This window comes from Mucilaginibacter sp. P4_A11 (assembly GCF_056402535.1).
On sequence record NZ_JBFUHE010000003.1, the window covers coordinates 344,307 to 363,811 of the forward strand.

Sequence of the window (19,505 nt, forward strand, 5' to 3'; positions counted from 1 at the left end):
GTTGATTCCGTTGATGTTATTGTCAACCGGCTAAACCTCCCCCTATCATTCATTTACTATCACTCAGCGTGGGGAGGTTTCCGGAAAGGATAAGGAAGGATATAACAGTGACGCTGGGCTATAAAGAACTCTTCTCAATTGTAACAAATTGGGGGTCCCAATTTTTTGATTCCGAAAAAAAGTTAAAAAAAGTCCTGGTGTTATTTTTTATAAAACGAGGACTGTTCCATTTTTTGAGAGTGTAAACGCGGAACACCTTAAAAATGAAACACGCTGATTATCAAACACATAATCTTTCACACGAAGCGCTATTAAATACCTGATTATCAATAAATAAAACCTTAAATAGTAAAAAAACTCTGTTTCAAAGGCAGCTAAAACACCTTCTTTATTTCGCTCTATTTTTAAACTTTTTTTGACTTTTTTCAAATTGGTTGCATCGGTTATAAATGGAAGTGACAAAACAATGCCACCAAAACTACGAGCGTAAATACCGATCTTCCATGCGGCCACCCGGCTTTAGCCGGGTGGCCGCATCGCTAATTATATTTTGAATAGCGTTTAATTGCCTACCGCTCTACTATCTTATAATTCCGATACTCACCAACACGCCAGCCGGTAAGGTCTTCAATTTTCTGTAGTGCCTTGCGGCGAAAATCCATGCCTGCTCTCAGCTTTTTAGAGTCAAAATCAATATTCCAGTTAGTGGCTGCTATTCGTTTTTGTATGGGTGCCGGATGCGTATCGGTAAAGCGGATCAGGCGATCTGCATTGCCATAATCAAACTCGTAAGTTTCGGGTAGGTGTTCGGCAAACCAGGTTTCGTCATGATAAAACTTGTTGAAGTTACGCACTTTGTGGGTTAACCCTTGCGATGGCTTTGCCCAGCCGTAATGATATATATAGGCATCAATAAGCTTTACATTTATCTTGCGATCATCAAGCCTGAAGCCTTGTGCATCACGATATGAATGGATCCCTTTGATATTCTTCAGCAAACGGATCTCGCGGCGGTACCAACGCCTTGAGTGCCCGTAATAATCATAGGAGCCATAAAAATGCAGGTATTTAAACAGCAGACCTTCAATATTGGGTTTATTTAAAGCGTCCTGCATTTCCTTTTTGATGAGCGGATGATATTTTTCGTGAACCGCTTCATCGCCCTGGATATAAAAACACCAGTCGGCATCAGACGATATAGCTGCAAACGCCTTATCCGTTTCGGCTGCGAAAACCTTTCCCCCCTCCCGCAATGACTCATCCCAAACCGAGTCAATAATTTTGATGATTGGCGAGTTGATAGCCTCGATCAATCCGCGGGTGCCATCATCCGAATTACCAACTACTACAATAAATTCATCGCAAAGCGGTAATATTGATGTTATAGCCTCAACAATTGGATAATCGTTACGTACAGCGTTTCTGATAAAGGTAAAACCGGATACTTTCATAAGCGGCGTAAAGATAATAAGAGAAACAAGATTTGAGGATAGAATCAAGACTTGTAGATGCAAGATTCAGGACATTACTCAGTGGTTACTGTCAATTTGTGACATTGGGATTAAGGCATTTTGCCCGCAGTTGCTTTAATTTGCATTATTAATATACCGCATCATCAGCGGTAACCCATATCAATAAAGTATCACTATGAAGGCACTCGCCAGGCAACTTTTTAAAACTTTTCTATTTTCTGTAATCATATCTATAATAGCAAGCTGTATCTATTATGCACTTCAGCATAAAGGTGTAGGCGAAGATTTGAAGGCAATATTGCCTTCTATATCCGAAGGTGTGGCCTTACTTAATATTATCATTTTTATAATGTCGCTCCCTGCCTTGTTTTTGGTCAATCCGGCATATTACAACAATTTGTCTATTAGGCTGGTGCTGTATTATGCAGGTTCTATTGTGTTTACTATTACTGCATTTCGCCTGCAATTGAGTCCCGAAAACAAAGCGGTTTACTTTATTACGGCCATTAGTTTCATAGTGGTACACAGCGTTTTTTATTACCTGATGACCAAAAAACGTCGTTAAGCTATTGTTGTTTAAAGCATTTATAGGCTTTTTGAAAGATTTAGGCTAAACTTGCATCTTCAAATATGAAAGCATTTTACGGAGATTTAAAACTGGGTATTTTAGGCGGCGGGCAATTAGGCCGCATGCTGATACAGCAAGCCATAAACTATAACGTTACTGTTAAAATACTTGATCCCGATCGTGAAGCGCCATGCCGTAAACTTTGTGATGAGTTTACTGTTGGTTCGCTGGGCGACTACGAAACGGTATATAACTTCGGCAAAACTGTCGACCTCCTTACCATTGAGATAGAGAAGGTTAACGTTGATGCCCTTGAGCAATTGGAAAAGGAAGGCGTACTGGTTTACCCTCAATCGCGCATTATCCGGTTGATCCAGGATAAAGGCTTGCAAAAACAGTTTTTCAAAGAGAACGATATTCCTACTGCTGATTTCCAGATCATATCGTCGCCGCAACAGCTTCAGCAAAGCCTGATCCCTTTCCCTTATATCCAAAAACTGCGTAAAGATGGCTACGACGGTAAAGGCGTATATAAAGTAATTGACGAGAGTTACCTTGCCGGTGCTTTTAAAGAGCCAAGCCTTATTGAGAAATGGATCGATTTTGAAAAAGAGATCGCGGTAATTGTTGCCCGTAATGAAAACGGCGAGGTAAGCACTTTCCCGATGGTTGAAATGGAATTTAACCCTAAAGCCAACCTTGTGGAATTTTTGATAGCCCCATCTACCCTCCCCTTCGCCATACAGCAGAAAGCAGAACAGATAGCCAAGAAAATTGCCGACAGTCTTAAAATTGTAGGCTTACTGGCAGTTGAAATGTTTTTAGATAAACACGGCCGCATCCTGGTTAATGAACTTGCCCCACGTCCGCATAACAGCGGCCACCAAACCATTGAGGGCAACGTGGTATCACAATTTGAACAACATTTAAGGGCGATATTTAACCAGCCATTAGGCGATACTGCCTGCCTTAACAATGCCATTATGGTAAACGTTTTAGGCGAAGCCGGTTATGAAGGCCCCGCCATTTATCAGGGCATCGAAAAGGTATTGAAAGTGCCTGGAGTGTACATTCACCTTTATGGCAAAGCTTTAACCAAGCCTTTCAGGAAAATGGGGCATGTTACTATTGTTGATGCCGACAGGGAGAAAGCTATTGAAAAGGCACGATTTGTGCAGAAAACTTTAAAGGTAATTAGTTAATACAGAGATAACCACGCGTCAATGCGAGTAACCACCAGGGAACCTCTGGAAAAAATCGTGATGACGTGTAAAATATATTTTAGGGATTTTGTGCGGGGGCCGCGTTAGGGATTGCAGTGTAAAGCCCACAGCGTGTGTAAGGAGTGCGGGCAGGAAAGGCGAGGACTTGTAACGGAAAGCCCGGGCCGCAGGCAACGCCCACGTTAGAAAATCGGCTTTAAAAACACACCTAATAATCAACAACTTACAATTACGTCATTATAAGGCACGAAGCAATCGCGAACTATACAGGGCGAACCTGCTAACCGGGGATTACTTCGTGCCTCGCAATGACGCTTATAAAATAAAATCATGAGTACTACAAAAGTCGCCATTATAATGGGCAGCAAATCCGATCTGAATGTAATGCAGGATGCTGCCGATGTTTTAGCCGAATTAGGCGTTGAATACGAAATAACCGTGGTATCGGCTCACCGCACACCTGATCGTATGTTCAGCTACGCCCGCGCTGCTGCCGACCGTGGCATAAAAGTAATTATAGCCGGTGCGGGCGGTGCCGCACACTTGCCGGGCATGGTTGCTTCATTAACCCACCTGCCGGTGATTGGTGTACCTGTAAAATCAAGTAACTCTATTGATGGCTGGGATTCTATCCTATCCATATTGCAAATGCCAAATGGCATCCCGGTAGCCACCGTAGCTTTAAATGCTGCCAAAAACGCAGGGATCCTTGCAGCTCAAATCCTATCAACCCGAGATGAATACCTGGTTAAAAACCTCATCGACTTCAAAGAAAACCTCAAAAAGAAAGTTGAAGAATCGGCAAGGGAAATGGAAGGTGGGGATTAGAGGTTGGAGATTAGAGATTAGGAGCTTCATATACTAAAGAAGGCCATGGATACCCCATGGCCTTCTTTGTTTTTTAAACTATTTTGCTTTCTTCTCGAGTTAACTAATCTCTAATATCTCTCACTAATTCAAAGCCGGATTTTCCGGGAAATTAGCAATGTGTGCGTAGCGCTGGCCAAGATTGATCACTACCTGGCGCCAAAGGTTTTGCTCATCAAGGGTAAATAACGCCTCCACATCAAATTTATTCGTTACTATCCAGCTGTCATCTTTTATCTCTTCATCCAGTTGTTTTGGTGTCCAGCCGGAGTATCCCGCAAAAAATTTAATTTCCTCGGGGCTTAGCTGGTAGTTGGATACCAGGTATTTCACTTGTTCAAAATCACCGCCCCAGTAAAGGCCATCGGCTATTTCGATGCCCCCCTCTATTTTATCGGGAGCGCAATGGATAAAATGTAAAGTATTTTTCGCTACCGGTCCGCCCTCATAAACAGGCATCTCCGAATAAGAAACGTCAGGCAGTACATCGCCCAGTAAATATTCACTTTGATGGTTCAGAATAAAGCCCATAGCACCTTCCTCAGAATATTCTGTTAAAATTATTACCGATCTCTTAAAATTCGGATCCATCATAAAGGGTTCCGAAATAAGTAAATGGCCTGCCGCGGCCGCTATAGGACTAAGCATAAAGTTTAGCGTTTAAATACATAACAAGCATAATAAAAATATGTTCAATTATGAATAATGATTTACATCATTATATACGGCTTAATTAATTTGTAAGTTTGCGTTAAAATGAATCAGCAGGAAATACAAAATTTAAGGCAGGATTACAGTGCATCTACCCTATCAGAAAACAGCACTAAAGGTGATCCTATTAAACAATTTGAACAATGGTTTAACGAAGCTTTGGAGGCAAAATTGCATGAACCCAATGCCATGACGCTTTCGACAGCTACCATAAACGGCAAGCCTTCGGCCCGTATTGTACTTTTAAAAGGCTTCCATACAGGTGGTTTTATATTCTTTACCAACTACTTAAGCCGTAAAGGCAAAGAGATAGCCAAGAACCCTCAGGGTGCATTAACATTCTTTTGGGGAGGGTTAGAAAGACAGGTGCGTATTGAAGGTACTATTGAAAAAGTAAGCAAGGAAGAATCTGAAAAATATTTCCATTCGCGCCCTAAAGGCAGCCAGGTTGGTGCCGTAGTATCGCCCCAAAGCCAGGAAATTGAAAGCCGGGAGTTACTGGAGAAAAAATGGAACGAGCTGGAAGCAGAATACGCCGATAAGGAAGTGCCCAAACCATCATATTGGGGTGGCTATATCTTAAATCCGCAAGTGGTTGAGTTTTGGCAAGGGCGACCAAGCCGCATGCACGACCGCATCCTGTATAAAAAAACTGATAAAAAAACCTGGAAAAAAGTACGCCTTGCGCCATGAGTTTTGATGATATTAAACAACTGCTCACCGAAAAATTTGGTGATACTATAATTACCGGCGAAGAGACAAACGGCCTGCAACCTGCCCTGCTCATTAATCCGGATGATATTACAACTGTATGCCTGGAATTACGCAACAATCCTAAAACTTATTTCGATTTCCTGTCGAGCCTGAGCGGGGTGCATTATAATGATGAGGCAAACCGTTTTGGTGTGGTTTATCATTTAGCTTCTATCCCCTATAAAACCCAGCTTACTTTAAAAATAAGCAAGCCTCACCAAAAAGAAAGCCCCGAACTGCCCGAATTTAAAAGTATAACTTCCGTTTACCGCACAGCCGACTGGCATGAGCGCGAAGCTTATGACATGCTGGGGATATACTTTGAAGGCCACCCCGATCTTCGCCGGATTTTATTGCCCGACGATTGGGAAGGCTTCCCTTTAAGGAAAGACTACCAGAACGCCGAATTTTACAAGGGGATTAGGATAGATTAACTTCCGATTATTTACACCTTGTCTACGCTTCTATTAATAATAGAAAAATTTCATTTCGACAGAGCATGCATGGCCTGTGACTGGCTGCGAAAGAGAAATCTTATACGCCTTGCACTGCGAACTATGCAGGGCGTATAAGATTTCTCCTTACCCCCTTCGCACATTCCCCTTACAGGTTCGTCGAAATGACATCGGTTCTTTATCCATCATAAAATTAAAAGCCCCCGGTAAATAGCACACCTTATTTCAGCTTATATTTTTGAGCCGCAAGGCTTAACTATTTAAATCATATCCCGTATAATACCCATAGTTTAATTAAATCTTTTTATTAAGATTGTATAACCCTATTTATTAAACCATGGATATTATAAGGAGAGATAACATCACGTACGAGGAATTTATTGAAGAGCATTACAAACCCGGCATCCCGGTAGTTTTTACCAAGGCAGCCAAAGTTTGGAAGGCTAACGGACTCTTCACCCCCGATTGGTTTCGTGAAAATTATCCCGACCGTAAAACCGATGTTAGAGGTACTACTTATACCATGAAACAGGTTATGGATATGGTTGAGGCCAGCACTGAAGATAAGCCTGCTCCCTATCCGGTGATCTTTGATATTCCATCAACAATACCTGAGTTGATGCCGCTTTTAGATCCTCTTGATCTTAATTATGCCTCGCCAAACTGGTTACGCAATAAAATGTTCAACGTTGGTAAATGGGGGGGCGCTATTGAAATGTTTGTTGGCGGTCCCGGTGGCCGGTTTCCTTACATGCACATTGATTATTATCACCTTAATGCCTGGATCACACAGCTTTATGGCGAAAAGCGCTTTACCGTATTCCCCCGCGGACAGGAAGACCTGCTTTACCCACGGCCGGATGATCCGTGGCGTTCAGAACTGAACATTTTTGAACCGGATTATGAAAAATATCCCAAGTATAAAGATGCCACCCCAATACATTTTGTTGTTGGTCCCGGCGAAACGTTGTTTATTCCTTTCGGCACCTGGCATTCAGCATATTCATTAACACCAACCATATCGGTTGCTTTTGATACGCTCAACAATAAAAACCATAAAGAATTTATGAAGGACGTTTGGACTTTCAAAAGCCGCGACAGCAAGGCAAAAGCTGTGGCTATGTACAGCTATGCGTGGCTGGCTACGCAAATCAGCAAAATGAATGACAAGTCGACAGTAAAATAATTATCTCCCTTTTAATCAATTTTACAGGATCATCAGCCTTATAAATGAAAAAAAAAGCTGATTTTTGATATCCGGATGTATTACTGAAGTAGTACGTCCGGATATAAATTTAACCGGACATAAAATTGGTCATTACAAACCCTAAATACGAAGAAGCCCTACTTAGGTATAATAAAAAGATAGCCGATGCCAGCGTTGAGGATATGATTCTTAATGTTGGTCCGCAGCACCCCTCAACTCACGGTGTATTGCGCCTTGAGCTAATCACCGATGGCGAGATTGTAAAAGATGTGATCCCTCATATTGGTTATTTGCACCGCTGCTTCGAAAAACATGCCGAATCCTTAACCTACCAGCAAACCATCCCTTTTACCGACAGGATGGATTACCTGGCCTCTATGAACAACAGCCACGCTTTTGTAATGGGCGTTGAGCGCATGATGGGCATTGATAAAGACATCCCTAAACGTGTAGAATACATTCGTGTGCTGGTTTGTGAACTTAACCGTATCGCATCACACCTGATAGCCATTGGTACTTATGGCATTGATATAGGCGCCTTTACCCCTTTCCTTTGGTGTTTCAGAGACAGGGAGCATATTATGGGAATGCTGGAGTGGGCATCGGGCTCGCGTATGCTATACAATTACATTTGGGTAGGCGGCCTGTTTTACGATCTGCCGGTTGGTTTTGAAGAACGCTGCCGCGATTTCGTGGAATACTTTAAACCTAAAATGGTTGAGCTTAACCAGTTGCTTACCGATAACCAGGTATTTATATCCCGTACGGCCAATGTAGGTGTTTTGCCGCTTGATGTAGCTATAAACTATGGCTGCTCAGGGCCAATGCTACGTGCGTCAGGCCTAAAATGGGATTTGCGCCGTATTGACAATTATTCGGCTTACCCTGAAATTGATTTTGAGATCCCCATTGGTACAGGCATGATGGGTAAAGTTGGCGACTGCTGGGACAGGTATAAAGTACGTGTTGATGAAATTGAACAGTCATTAAGGATTGTTGAACAATGCCTTGACCGTTTGCAAAAAGAGCTAAAACGCACACCCGATTTTGATCCACGTGCAAAAATGCCCCGCAAAACTATTCCCAAAGCCCAAGATTATTACGTACGCTGCGAAGGCGCCAAAGGTGAACTTGGCTTTTACTTTATGACTGACGGTAAATCTGAGATCCCAACCCGCGTAAAATCCCGTGGACCAAGCTTTAATAACCTTTCTGTATTGCCCGAACTATCAAAAGGCGTATTAATTGCCGACCTGATAGCTATAGTAGGCTCTATCGACTTTGTTTTGGGCGAAGTGGATAGGTAAAAAACCAATATCTCCATCCCGTCATTGCGAGGAACGAAGCAATCGCGAACTATACAGAAAGGCTCTGTAAATCGGGGATTGCTTCCTGCCTTACAGCAATGACGGGATGAAAAAAATATCGCTGAACAAAAAAGAGACCCCTCACGGCGTCTCTCTTCATTTTAATATATTAATTTTTATTGGATTGGGCTAATGATTACTGGTTATATACTTTAACCATGAAAACGTAGTTCTTAAGCTTATTACTTTGTTGGATACGGCTTAATCCGGCTAATTTGTTTTTAGTGTTCAGATTAAGCGTTTTAGACAATGAATCTGTTGGGATATTTTGTATCGCTTTTAACAGATATGTTGATTTTTTTGCAAAATATGCGCCTGCAACCTGGGTTTGTCGTGCGGTGATAACACCTATCACATTTCCCTTTTCGTCAAGTAACGGCCCTCCTGAATTACCAGGATTCACAGGAACAGAAGTTACATATTCTGTAGTATCATTTGAATAATTTGCGGCCGAGGCTAAATATCCTGCCCCATAAACCAAATTATCTGCCGGATAACCGAGTGTATATACGTTTTCACCAAGATCGCCTTCTGAACGTTTAAGATTATATGGTATGGGCCCAAGATTTTTAAACGAAGGATCATTGATTTGTAATATAGCCAAATCGTATTGAGGCTCAGTATAAATAACCTTAGCATGAAATGATTCGCCTGCTGCATTCTGTACATAAACTGAGTCAGCATTTTTTATCACATGGTAATCCGTAGCCAGGTAGCCATTTGATGTAAGTGCAAAACCAGTCCCCCTGAAATTTGCTGGAGCCCTGGTTATTTTGGGCTTTACAGGTGTACGGCCATGACCTATTTGAGCCACAGTTTTCTCCATGTTATTGAGCTTTTCACTCAGCTTTTCATATTTCGATTTATCGTTGCTTAATTTGCCTGTAACTATTAATATACTCAACACTGCAAATATTGTAACCGAAGCTGCAACCGAGATTTTTGAGTGGTGATTACGCCACATACGTACAATCCATACCGGATGGATCATCACCTCTTCCTTCAGTGCATGAACATCAATCTCGCTATGAATATCATTTAAACGCCTTTCAAGCTCAAGCCTTTCGCCATATTGCTTCAATAAGCCTATAAACTTTACGTGTTCGGTAACTTTACTTTCAACAGCCGCATCGTTTTTACGAAGCAATTCAAATTGAACGCGCTCTTCGGCGGTCATGCTACCGTCAAGGTACCGTTCAATAAATTCTGTCATTTGGTTATCACTCATCTCTTGATCTCCTTATTTTTGCTGAAAAAATAACTTCTTCAGCCTTTGCAGGCATTTATACTTTTGAGTTTTGGCATTATCCGCATTGGTGTAACCAAACCGCTCACAGATCTCCTGCATTGATCTGTTTTTAATGTAAAAATCCTCCATAATGGTTTTGCAGGGTTCACCTAATAACTGGAGCGCACTCTCCATTTTATCAAACTGGATATCCCTGTCACTATGGCTTTCAACTTCTTCTTCAACGGGCAGGTGTTCTTCAAAATCCCTGATATCGCCTCCATACCTGTTCATCTGGCTTAGTCTTTTAAGCCAAAGCCGCCTGCAAACAGAGTATATATACGTTTTAAGCTTACTGTTAAGCTCAAAATCGCCCCCTTTAATTTTATTATAAAGAACTATAATGGCTTCCTGGTAAATATCCTTAGCATCATCCTCATCGCCATTGTTGTTAATGATCAACTGTAATATCATCGGGAAATAGGTTGTGTAGAGCTTCTTAAGCACTATTTCCGAATTATTAAGTATCCCAAGAACTATCTCACTATCTGTTGGAGCCGAAGCTTTTAAGTCTTTATTCACTCTTAATACTATTTAGGTCAAATTGTAACCCACTATTATCAAAAAAAATCAAACTAAAATAAATTAATAACATTGGCATTACATTTCATTGCCTGTAACAATTTTACGCCGTATTAATTTAAGTTTAATACCGTCAGGTAAACAAGGGTAACCCAATGTTAAAAACTATACCGGCAAATCTGCAACAAAAAAACCGCTTGTAAAACAAGCGCATTTAAACTACTAAATCTATAGAATTTAAAAAGATTTATTTTTCATGGGTTACCTTTTCCACTAATGAGTATTAACTATCAAACGATCACAAAACATTAACATTTTAAAATTTCAAAAAATGAAAAATTCTTTCAAATTAGGTTTCGTAGCTTTAGTTCTTGCAGCTTCTTTTTCAGCTTGTAACGGTGACTCTAAAAAAGGTGGTGAAGATACTACTAAAACTACTGTAGTTGATTCAACTAAAGTTGTTATTGATACTACTAAAACTACAACTGACACTACTAAAGTAGCTGCTGATACTACTAAAAAAGACACTACTAAGAAATAATTATTTCTGATAAAATAGAAAGCCATTAAATATCATTTTTAATCTTTTTCTATTGATTTTTTAGTTATCCATCAATAAAAAAGGTGACTTGTAATTTTTTTTTTAAATTATGGGTTACCTTTTTTTGTTTCTGGTATTAAGATGTAAACTATTAAATCACTTATTAAAAAATTAAACATGAAAAATTTCAAATTAGGCTTTTTAGCTTTAGCTATCGCTGTTTCTTTCGCTGCTTGTAAAGGTTCTTCTTCAGCTTCAGGTGCTGATTCAACTAAAGCTGATTCTTCTAAAATGGCTGCTGACACTACTAAAGCTGACACTTCTAAAATGGCTGCTGATACTACTAAAGCTGACACTACTAAAAAAGACACTACTAAAAAGTAATCTAACTTTTTATGTTAAAAGATGCCCTGGTTTTCCGGGGCATTTTTTTTGCCTTATACTTTTCAAACAATTTTCGTTGGTATTGCTTAATGTGATAAGCAATAAAATATGAAATATTCTGAATGGAAAACGCTTAGCCCTGATGAGCGTAAAAACATGGGCTGGCACCAGCACCCTCACATACGTACTGGTACACTATTTACTATAGCTTTTGCAATAACATTTATTATAGTACTAATGGGGATAAGCAAAAACAGCACAGTACACATTAATCGCAGGCCAACCGCAAAAGAGGCTTTTGCCATATCAAAACAATTGGTTAAAGAAAAACTAAAACAACCAGAGAAGGCGGTTTTCCCTGATGCAAGCTTTAAATCCATCATTGATACTACAGCTAATAGCTACCAGGTTCAGTCGACAGTAAAAGTTGAAAACGATAAAGGAAAAATGGAACAATCAACCTGGGAAGTTAAAATGCTTTATACAGACGGCGATTGGGCCGAGAAAAACAGCTGGCAGGTTAAAGAGATTACTGTAACCCCTCAATCACCAAACTAAATCTTATTAAATAAAAAAGGAGCAGTTATAAAACTGCTCCCCTATTAAATTAGTGAGAAAAATAAATTAATGAACAGCATCACGCAGGGCTTTGATCTCATCATGAGCATCAAGCAGCTCACTTTCCTGCTGACTAATGGTTTCACGCAAGTATGCAGGCAAATTTTCATCCTCAAGTGCTGCACGATATGCCTTTAAAATGGCATCTTCACCAAATTCGCATTCCTCCAGTACATTATGAGTGTCATGCCCGGTAAAAGCGGCTTTAACATCAAGCCAAACCCTGTGTATTTTACCGCTGGTAGTTGTGCCCGTTTCAATATCCTTTCCAAAAGCACCAACCTCGGTACCCAAAGCAAGTTTATAACCCTGGCTCTGACCTATAAGCCTTGTAAAAAGCGTTTTAAGTTCGGTGTCGCCATCCTTCAAATCTTTTGAAGCACGTTGATAACCTTCAATCCTGTCATTGTTGATCTGAATAAGATCATTTAAAATTTGTACGGTTGCTTGTGTATTTTCCATGTTAGATGTTTTTATATAATGATCAACCCTTTAAAGATTAAATTGTTTAATTAATTATATAATAATTATCTCTATATGAAATTAGCTTTTACCACGAAAAAGTGATATGATCCATATGATAATTGCAATGACTACTACAACAGCAATAATACCGGCAACGGCCCCTGCTTTAAATATCCCTGTTATAACCGAACAGCTGCTCAGTGTAAACAGCACAAATGCGAATGATAAGAAATGTAAGTTTTTCATGATTAATGATTAAATAGATAAAGTTTAATGATTGGTTTATACCGGTCATTATTTGTAACAACAGAAACGCAATAATCAGGCCTTTTTAATATTATGCAAAACAGAGCGGGGTTACTTGCTACAGATGAGTATTTGAGATGATAATTCTATGCGGTCATGTATACCGTTGTATACAATCAATAGCGTTCCACTACATAAGCTGGCGATTCTACCTGGATTTGACTGTGAAAATATTTTATAAATAACAGTTGACCGTAAAAACAAACGCTATTGCCATGCGTTATAAAACAAGATTATAAACCATTACAATATCAAATTTATTAAAGGTTATAAGTTTACACCCAACTGCCCACAGTTAGGTGCTGTGTTTTTTTATTATATAATTATTTGTCAACCATTATTTCCAACTCGCTATGATAATACAGGTACAACCCAACATTCAATGTGAAAACTGCATTAAATGCGGCAGAAGGCCCCATGTTGAACAACATAAAAAATATTGGGTGCTAACGTGCCCCAATAAGAGCTGTAAAAACTCGGTAAAATCGCTTATCGTCGACTTCGCCACCTGGAACCGGCTAAACAAAAAAACCAATGAAATGCCGGCTACAAACGAAACATTAAAACGCACGGCTTAATTATAAAAGCAGGGGTTTTAATTTCATAAATCGACAAAAATTTCATGGCTTTAACCCAGATGAGTACATTTACGCGCTACTCTACTTGTTAAGCTATGACAAATGCACTTCTATCAATAAATAAAGCGACCGTACGTTTTTTAAATACAACATTATTCACCGGCTTAAGCTTCAATATAAATAAAGGCGAAAGCTGGGCCCTCATAGGCGAAAGTGGATCGGGGAAAAGCGCCCTGCTACAAACCATAGCAGGGCGTTTCAATATCACAGGCGGCGAAATAGACTATCATTTCTGGAATGATTACACCCGACTTTTCAACGCCAATGATATTGCCACACCGCATAAGCTTATAGCGCTGGTTGAACCCAAACATCATTTTCGCAATCTTTCAAACACTACCGATTTTTACTATCAGCAACGCTATAACTCGTCCGATTCGGAAGATGCGCTTACAGTTGCAGACTATCTTAATACAATACCACACTTTCCAGGTACTAATACATCATGGACATTTGAGAAGGTAGTTTCACTATTAAGGCTCGAAGCATTACTCAATAAACAGATCATCAAGCTGTCAAACGGTGAAACCAAACGCCTGATGCTGGCTGCCGCCCTGCTCAAAAATCCAGTATTGCTAATGCTTGATAGTCCTTTAACCGGCCTGGATGTAAAAACCCGCGAAGAATTTAACGGCATTATTGAACAGATCATTTCTTCTGGTATAAACGTGATAATGGCTACCTCTATCCATGAGATCCCTTCTGCTATCACTCACATTGCCGTATTAAGTAAAGGGGCCATTGTTCATGAAAGTATCACGCAGGACTTTAAAGCTGAACTTTTTGAGCAGGATAAAACAGATACTATTGATACCGACGAGTTAGGTGCCCTGCTTAATATTGATAAAAACCCTATCGCTTACAACCAGATCGTAAAAATGGATCAGGTACATATTCAATACGGTGACAAGGTAATACTGGACAATGTAAACTGGCAGATCAATCCCGGAGAACATTGGGCTTTACTGGGCCCCAACGGTGCCGGTAAATCAACATTGTTAAGCCTGATCAATGGCGATAATCCGCAGGCCTATGCTAACAACATTATTTTATTTGATAAAAAACGCGGGACTGGCGAAAGCATCTGGGATATCAAAAAGAAGATCGGCTTCGTATCGCCCGAATTGCACCAGTACTTTCCTACCGATAACAGCTGTTTACAGGTAATTGAATCAGGCTATTATGATACCCTTGGCCTGTTCAGACCGAGCAATAAAGAGCGTGCCGAAATTGCATTAAGGTGGATGAAGGCTTTGGAGATTGAAAAATATGCGCGTGTACTGCTTAAAAATATCCCGGCAAGTGCACAGCGACTTTGCCTGCTGGCCCGTGCACTTATTAAAAACCCGGCACTATTAATTTTTGACGAGCCTTGCCAGGGCATGGATGATCACCAACAACTTCACTTTAAAAACCTGGTTGATACTATTTGCAGCCTGGGCAATGTTACCCTTATTTATGTAACCCATTATCAGCATGAAATACCCAACAGCGTTGATAAGGTTTTAAGGTTAGATAAGGGGAAGGTAGTTTCTTGAGCTGAAAGCCGAAAGCTTAAAGCTAAAAGCTGACGGCTCAGGGAATAATAAGCATTGGCCTTTAGGCCTTGAGCTTTCCGCTTCTTCCTTTCTATCTTTTTTGTCAATTATTTAACAGCCGCTGAAATCAAATTATCAACTTACGTATATTTGCCTGATATGAATACAGCCGATCTGTTGCAACGCGCGTTGCGGTTTGATTTTTTAACGCTTGAAGAAGGCGTTTACCTGTATAACAACGCCTCTACTGCCGAGTTGATGTATACTGCCAACGAACTTCGTAAAATACAAGTTCCGCATGGTAAGGTTACCTGGCAAATAGATCGTAATGTTAACACAACCAACGTTTGTATAGCTAATTGCAAGTTTTGTAATTTCTTCCGCCGTCCCGGCCATGATGAAAGTTATATAACTGATATTGAAACATATAAAAAGAAGATAGAGGAAACGTTCCGTTACGGCGGCGATCAGCTGTTGTTACAAGGCGGTCACCACCCTGATCTGGGGCTGAAATTTTATACCGATCTGTTTCGCGAGCTAAAACAGCTTTATCCTAAATTAAAACTGCACTCATTAGGTCCACCGGAAATTGCGCACGTTGCCAAATTAGAAGGTATGCCTCATATTGAGGTATTGAGGGCGATGAAAGAGGCAGGTTTAGACTCTTTACCTGGTGCCGGTGCCGAGATATTGAATGACCGTGTGCGCCGCCTGATATCAAAAGGCAAATGCGGCGGTAAAGAATGGCTTGATGTAATGCGTGCCGCTCACCAGCTTAACTTGCCAACATCGGCAACAATGATGTTTGGCCATATCGAAACTATTGAAGAGCGCTTTGAGCATTTAGTTTGGATTCGTGAAGTTCAGGCTGAAAAACCAGAAGGACATTATGGCTTTATAGCCTTTATCCCCTGGCCTTTCCAGGACGATGGCACCCTTTTACGTAAGGTACGCGGTATTACCAACAATGTAACCGGCGATGAATATATCCGCATGATAGCGCTGAGCCGCATCATGTTGCCCAACGTTAAAAACATCCAGGCTTCCTGGCTTACCGTGGGCAAACAGGTTGCTCAACTTTGTTTACACGCAGGCGCCAACGATTTTGGTTCGATCATGATCGAAGAAAACGTAGTTTCGGCTGCTGGCGCACCACACAGGTTTACAGCCAAAGGTATCCAGGAATCAATAAAAGAAGCAGGCTTTGAGCCACAGCTTCGTACCCAGCGATACGAGTGGCGTGACATCCCCGTTGAAATTGAAGAACAGGTTATTAACTATTAAGTTGCCAGTGTGCAGTAGCAGTTTGCAGTTAAAATCTAACTAACTGCAAACTGCCAACTACTAACTACTAACTGCAAACTGAACAAAATGGAACAATATATAGAGGCACTAATTTTTGCATCTGAGCAGGCAATCCGCCTGGAAGAGATCATGTACTGCCTTCAGGCTGCCTTTGAACGCGATTTCACTAACGAAGAAGTAACCGACGGCATCAACAGGATCCATGAAAAATATCAACACCATAGCCTGGCTATCGAGTTGGTAAAAATTGGCAATGGTTATCAATTTCTAACTAAAAAGGAATATCATACGGTTATCAACCTTTTACAGCTGCAACGGTCAAAGAAAAAATTGAGCCAGGCCGCTTTGGAAACACTTGCCATTATCGCCTATAAGCAACCTGTAACCAAACCCGATATTGAGCAGATCAGGGGAGTGAACTGCGATTATTCTATCCAAAAATTACTCGAAAAAGAGCTAATAGCTATAGTTGGCAAATCAGAAGGACTTGGAAAACCCATCCTCTATGGCACAAGCAATTTATTTATGGATTATTTTGGCATAAACAGCATTGAGGAATTACCTCAACTTAAGGACTTTACAAACTCCACTGCCACTATTGGGGAGCAATCAGAATAATTTTAATTTCTCTTTTAAAAAAAACCATTTTTCATTATTTTTACTATTAAATCAATAGGGATAAAAGATTTTAAAACACTTTTCTTTATCTGATTTTAATTATTATTATTGACAAAGTTTAATTTATAAAATCCATTACAATGGGAGCGCCAAAGAAACCGAACACTAAAAAGATCGAAAACTCAGATAATGATCCGGATGATGATGATGAGTTTGACCCGAAAGTGAAAAAAAAGGCAGATGATGACGATGATGATTTTGACGGACCGTTAGATGACGATCTGGGCAGGGGTTACGAGTCATTCGATGACGAGGACGAAGACGATTATTAATTTTTAATACATAACATTTAATAAAGCATTCAGACTATGCCTCTGGATGCTTTTTTTATTACCTACCGGTAGCAATACGTATGAAAGTAACTGAAGTACAGGACAAAACATCAAAAAAAGCTTTCCTGGATGTGGCCCGCATCATTTATAAAAACGATCCAAACTGGGTTTGTCCACTTGATAATGATATCGAAGCAGTGTTCAATCCGGCAAAAAATAATTTCCACCAACATGGCAAATGTACCCGTTGGATCCTGACTGATGATACCGGCCAACTAATTGGTCGGGTTGCTGCTTTCATTAATGAAAAAAAGGCATACAATTACGAACAGCCAACAGGTGGTATGGGCTTTTTTGAGTGCATCAATAGCAAAGAAGCTGCTTTCCTGTTATTTGATACCGCAAAAGACTGGCTTAAAGAAAATGGGATGAAAGCCATGGACGGCCCCATCAACTTCGGCGAAAACGATAACTTTTGGGGCTTGCTGGTTGAAGGTTTTACTCCCCCCTCCTACGGCATGAACTATAACCATCCGTATTACCAGGCCTTTTTTGATGAATACGGCTTTAAAACCCAGTATGCGCAGATCACCAACCATGTTGATGCGCATAAACCTTTCCCCGAGCGGTTTACCAAGATAGCCAACTGGGTAGCTCAAAAACCCGGATACGATTTCAGACATTTTGAAATAAAAAAGATAGAAAAATTTGCTGCCGATTTTATTGAGGTTTATAACGATGGCTGGAAAGATTTCGAAAACTTTGTGCCCATTACTCATAGCACCATTATGGAAAGCTTTGAAAAAATGAAGCCCCTGATGGATGAAAAGCTGATATGGTTTGCTTACGTTGATGATGAACCTGCATCATTCATGATCATCTTACCCGATGCCAACCAGATGCTTAAACCACTTAATGGCAAACTTAACCTTATTGGTAAGCTTAAATTTTTATACTACCGATGGAAAGGTGTATCCCGCATGCGCGCCATTGTAATGGGGACGAAACAGAAATACCAAAAACACGGCCTCGAATCGGCAATGTTTATAAAATTAAAAGAATACGTGTTGCCTCTCAAGCGTTATGACGAGCTTGAACTGTCTTGGGTAGGCGATTTTAACGACAAAATGATAGCCATTCATGAAGCGGTTGGCGCTACATTTGGCAAAAGGCATTTAACAATGCGTTACATTTTTGATTAGCCCGGAACAACCCGGGCCTCAAAATTATGCGGTTACTTTTGAATGTCGAAGTTCCTCAAATAGTTCAATTACTTTTTTCTGCAAATCAATTACTTCAGTCTCACGGTCCATTAAGCGTTTGTTAACAGTTTCAAGTTCGTTAACAAATTTCTGATCCTGTTCGGTGTCATTAAATGTAAGCAGCTGAACTACCGACATTTCAAACAGATTTGCTATCTGCTCAAGCCTTGACAAATTTATATCTGTGATCCCTGTTTCAATCTTTGAGAAAGCGGGGATTGAAATATCCAATCTCTTTGCAACATCCTCCTGGCTCCACCCCTTTTGATGACGTAATAATCTGATTTTTTTTCCGAGAGTTTTCATTTGGTTAAATTAATAGTGTAGGTTTCGCAAAAGTTAATTACTTTACAATAATATTTATTATCACGCTAATTATCAACTAATTTGAGTAATATTTTATTTTAAAGCGTAGTTAATTGTTGTGATTGGCAAATCCCTTAAATTAAAGCAAATAAATCGTTCCAAAACATACCTGTAACTTGGTATTTTCCGAATAATTTAGGTCGGGATTTTCACCCCATTGTAATTTAGTGCGCAAAAAAGCGTAAAAAATTCTTCTTTTTAAAATTTATATTTCATTTTTGTACTGTAATGTTTTTTATTACAGATAAATGAACGGACAATTTCAAATAGCTACTCACGTATTAACCCTGCTTTGCAAACAACCAGGCGAACTATTATCGTCCGACTACGTAGCCGGCAGCATGAATGTAAACCCCGTTCTGGTACGTAAAGAGATGCGCAAATTGCGCGCTTGTGGCCTTATAGAGAGTAAAGAAGGCAAAACCGGCGGCTATAGCCTGGCCCTCCCTCCTCAAAAAATCACCCTTGCCGATGTTTATAAGGCTGTGAAACTACCGCCTGCTTTGGGTCAGGCCAAAAACAAGCCAAACCCTGCCTGCCCTGTCGGTAAACAGATTGGCGCACACCTTGACAATTTGGCCAATGATGTTGAAGCAGCGATCATCAAAAAATTAAGCACCATAACCATTTTTGATTTTGTAAATCAATTCGATTAAAAAAATTTAAAACAAACTGTAACAAATTAAATTACAATATAAA

At 40.2% G+C, this 19,505-nt stretch carries 24 protein-coding genes; 16 read left to right on the forward strand and 8 right to left on the reverse strand.

What is annotated here, in order from left to right:
• Positions 1–207: 207 nt before the first annotated feature.
• Together AC1DUD_RS08415 and AC1DUD_RS08420 are read right to left on the reverse strand one after the other, a co-directional pair.
• Positions 208–513, reverse strand: coding sequence for a hypothetical protein (locus AC1DUD_RS08415; protein ID WP_477373528.1), 306 nt, complete (start codon positions 511–513; stop codon positions 208–210).
• Between the two features lie 56 nt (positions 514–569).
• A complete protein-coding gene (locus AC1DUD_RS08420) occupies positions 570–1,451 on the reverse strand; it encodes a glycosyltransferase family protein (protein ID WP_477373530.1) in 882 nt (293 codons plus the stop codon).
• A gap of 196 nt (positions 1,452–1,647) precedes the next feature.
• Here AC1DUD_RS08420 and AC1DUD_RS08425 point away from each other — a divergent pair, with 196 nt between their 5' ends.
• The 3 genes from AC1DUD_RS08425 to purE all read left to right on the forward strand — a co-directional run bounded on the left by AC1DUD_RS08425 (position 1,648) and on the right by purE (position 4,091).
• Positions 1,648–2,037, forward strand: a complete 390-nt coding sequence (locus AC1DUD_RS08425; protein ID WP_477373532.1) for a hypothetical protein — start codon at positions 1,648–1,650, stop codon at positions 2,035–2,037.
• A 65-nt stretch (positions 2,038–2,102) separates the two neighbouring features.
• Positions 2,103–3,242, forward strand: a complete 1,140-nt coding sequence (locus AC1DUD_RS08430) for a 5-(carboxyamino)imidazole ribonucleotide synthase (RefSeq protein ID WP_477373534.1) — start codon at positions 2,103–2,105, stop codon at positions 3,240–3,242.
• 351 nt (positions 3,243–3,593) lie between these two features.
• On the forward strand, positions 3,594–4,091 hold the full coding sequence (gene purE / locus AC1DUD_RS08435) for a 5-(carboxyamino)imidazole ribonucleotide mutase (RefSeq protein ID WP_477373536.1): 498 nt from the start codon (positions 3,594–3,596) through the stop codon (positions 4,089–4,091).
• 123 nt (positions 4,092–4,214) lie between these two features.
• Here the strand turns inward: purE and AC1DUD_RS08440 are convergent, their stop codons facing one another.
• Positions 4,215–4,778: a YqgE/AlgH family protein gene (locus AC1DUD_RS08440; protein WP_121227208.1), complete on the reverse strand. Its 564-nt coding sequence runs from the start codon at positions 4,776–4,778 to the stop codon at positions 4,215–4,217.
• 108 nt (positions 4,779–4,886) lie between these two features.
• On the opposite strand from AC1DUD_RS08440, the gene pdxH reads away from it, so the two are divergent.
• The 4 genes from pdxH to AC1DUD_RS08460 all read left to right on the forward strand — a co-directional run bounded on the left by pdxH (position 4,887) and on the right by AC1DUD_RS08460 (position 8,563).
• Positions 4,887–5,534, forward strand: a complete 648-nt coding sequence (gene pdxH / locus AC1DUD_RS08445; RefSeq protein WP_477373538.1) for a pyridoxamine 5'-phosphate oxidase — start codon at positions 4,887–4,889, stop codon at positions 5,532–5,534.
• Positions 5,531–6,028, forward strand: a complete 498-nt coding sequence (locus tag AC1DUD_RS08450) for an NADH-quinone oxidoreductase subunit C (protein ID WP_477373540.1) — start codon at positions 5,531–5,533, stop codon at positions 6,026–6,028. Before pdxH ends, AC1DUD_RS08450 begins: the two co-directional genes overlap by 4 nt.
• A gap of 358 nt (positions 6,029–6,386) precedes the next feature.
• On the forward strand, positions 6,387–7,235 hold the full coding sequence (locus AC1DUD_RS08455; protein WP_477373542.1) for a cupin-like domain-containing protein: 849 nt from the start codon (positions 6,387–6,389) through the stop codon (positions 7,233–7,235).
• Positions 7,236–7,366: 131 nt separating this feature from the next.
• A complete protein-coding gene (locus AC1DUD_RS08460) occupies positions 7,367–8,563 on the forward strand; it encodes an NADH-quinone oxidoreductase subunit D (protein WP_477373868.1) in 1,197 nt (398 codons plus the stop codon).
• A 196-nt stretch (positions 8,564–8,759) separates the two neighbouring features.
• On the opposite strand, the gene AC1DUD_RS08465 is transcribed toward AC1DUD_RS08460, so the two are convergent.
• Together AC1DUD_RS08465 and AC1DUD_RS08470 are read right to left on the reverse strand one after the other, a co-directional pair.
• Positions 8,760–9,851: a S1C family serine protease gene (locus AC1DUD_RS08465; RefSeq protein WP_477373544.1), complete on the reverse strand. Its 1,092-nt coding sequence runs from the start codon at positions 9,849–9,851 to the stop codon at positions 8,760–8,762.
• A 12-nt stretch (positions 9,852–9,863) separates the two neighbouring features.
• The gene (locus tag AC1DUD_RS08470; RefSeq protein ID WP_477373546.1) at positions 9,864–10,433 is read right to left on the reverse strand and encodes an RNA polymerase sigma factor; all 570 of its coding nucleotides are present in this window, start codon (positions 10,431–10,433) and stop codon (positions 9,864–9,866) included.
• 331 nt (positions 10,434–10,764) lie between these two features.
• Here AC1DUD_RS08470 and AC1DUD_RS08475 point away from each other — a divergent pair, with 331 nt between their 5' ends.
• The 3 genes from AC1DUD_RS08475 (at position 10,765) to AC1DUD_RS08485 (ending at position 11,916) form a co-directional block, all read left to right on the forward strand.
• Positions 10,765–10,974 carry a hypothetical protein gene (locus AC1DUD_RS08475; protein WP_477373548.1) on the forward strand — a complete coding sequence of 70 codons (210 nt, stop codon included), beginning with the start codon at positions 10,765–10,767 and terminating at the stop codon, positions 10,972–10,974.
• 177 nt (positions 10,975–11,151) lie between these two features.
• Complete coding sequence (locus AC1DUD_RS08480; RefSeq protein WP_477373550.1) at positions 11,152–11,358, forward strand: hypothetical protein; 207 nt, start codon at positions 11,152–11,154, stop codon at positions 11,356–11,358.
• Between the two features lie 108 nt (positions 11,359–11,466).
• The gene (locus tag AC1DUD_RS08485) at positions 11,467–11,916 is read left to right on the forward strand and encodes a hypothetical protein (protein ID WP_477373552.1); all 450 of its coding nucleotides are present in this window, start codon (positions 11,467–11,469) and stop codon (positions 11,914–11,916) included.
• Positions 11,917–11,982: 66 nt separating this feature from the next.
• On the opposite strand, the gene AC1DUD_RS08490 is transcribed toward AC1DUD_RS08485, so the two are convergent.
• Together AC1DUD_RS08490 and AC1DUD_RS08495 are read right to left on the reverse strand one after the other, a co-directional pair.
• Positions 11,983–12,438 (reverse strand): PA2169 family four-helix-bundle protein, encoded by a 456-nt coding sequence (locus AC1DUD_RS08490; RefSeq protein ID WP_477373554.1) that lies wholly within the window; start codon positions 12,436–12,438, stop codon positions 11,983–11,985.
• Positions 12,439–12,519: 81 nt separating this feature from the next.
• On the reverse strand, positions 12,520–12,687 hold the full coding sequence (locus tag AC1DUD_RS08495) for a phosphatidate cytidylyltransferase (RefSeq protein ID WP_477373556.1): 168 nt from the start codon (positions 12,685–12,687) through the stop codon (positions 12,520–12,522).
• 733 nt (positions 12,688–13,420) lie between these two features.
• Here AC1DUD_RS08495 and AC1DUD_RS08500 point away from each other — a divergent pair.
• From AC1DUD_RS08500 to AC1DUD_RS08520, 5 genes are all read left to right on the forward strand, one after another.
• Positions 13,421–14,923 (forward strand): ATP-binding cassette domain-containing protein, encoded by a 1,503-nt coding sequence (locus AC1DUD_RS08500; protein ID WP_477373558.1) that lies wholly within the window; start codon positions 13,421–13,423, stop codon positions 14,921–14,923.
• A 159-nt stretch (positions 14,924–15,082) separates the two neighbouring features.
• Positions 15,083–16,207, forward strand: coding sequence for a cyclic dehypoxanthinyl futalosine synthase (gene mqnC, locus AC1DUD_RS08505; RefSeq protein ID WP_477373560.1), 1,125 nt, complete (start codon positions 15,083–15,085; stop codon positions 16,205–16,207).
• A gap of 87 nt (positions 16,208–16,294) precedes the next feature.
• The gene (scpB, locus tag AC1DUD_RS08510) at positions 16,295–16,846 is read left to right on the forward strand and encodes an SMC-Scp complex subunit ScpB (protein WP_477373562.1); all 552 of its coding nucleotides are present in this window, start codon (positions 16,295–16,297) and stop codon (positions 16,844–16,846) included.
• Positions 16,847–16,986: 140 nt separating this feature from the next.
• Positions 16,987–17,178, forward strand: a complete 192-nt coding sequence (locus tag AC1DUD_RS08515) for a hypothetical protein (RefSeq protein WP_477373564.1) — start codon at positions 16,987–16,989, stop codon at positions 17,176–17,178.
• 80 nt (positions 17,179–17,258) lie between these two features.
• Positions 17,259–18,380 (forward strand): GNAT family N-acetyltransferase, encoded by a 1,122-nt coding sequence (locus AC1DUD_RS08520; RefSeq protein ID WP_477373566.1) that lies wholly within the window; start codon positions 17,259–17,261, stop codon positions 18,378–18,380.
• A 24-nt stretch (positions 18,381–18,404) separates the two neighbouring features.
• Here the strand turns inward: AC1DUD_RS08520 and AC1DUD_RS08525 are convergent, their stop codons facing one another.
• Entirely contained in the window at positions 18,405–18,746 is a 342-nt protein-coding gene (locus AC1DUD_RS08525; protein WP_090524822.1) for a helix-turn-helix domain-containing protein, read from the reverse strand.
• Between the two features lie 308 nt (positions 18,747–19,054).
• On the opposite strand from AC1DUD_RS08525, the gene AC1DUD_RS08530 reads away from it, so the two are divergent.
• Positions 19,055–19,462, forward strand: a complete 408-nt coding sequence (locus AC1DUD_RS08530) for an Rrf2 family transcriptional regulator (RefSeq protein WP_477373569.1) — start codon at positions 19,055–19,057, stop codon at positions 19,460–19,462.
• Positions 19,463–19,505: the final 43 nt, after the last annotated feature.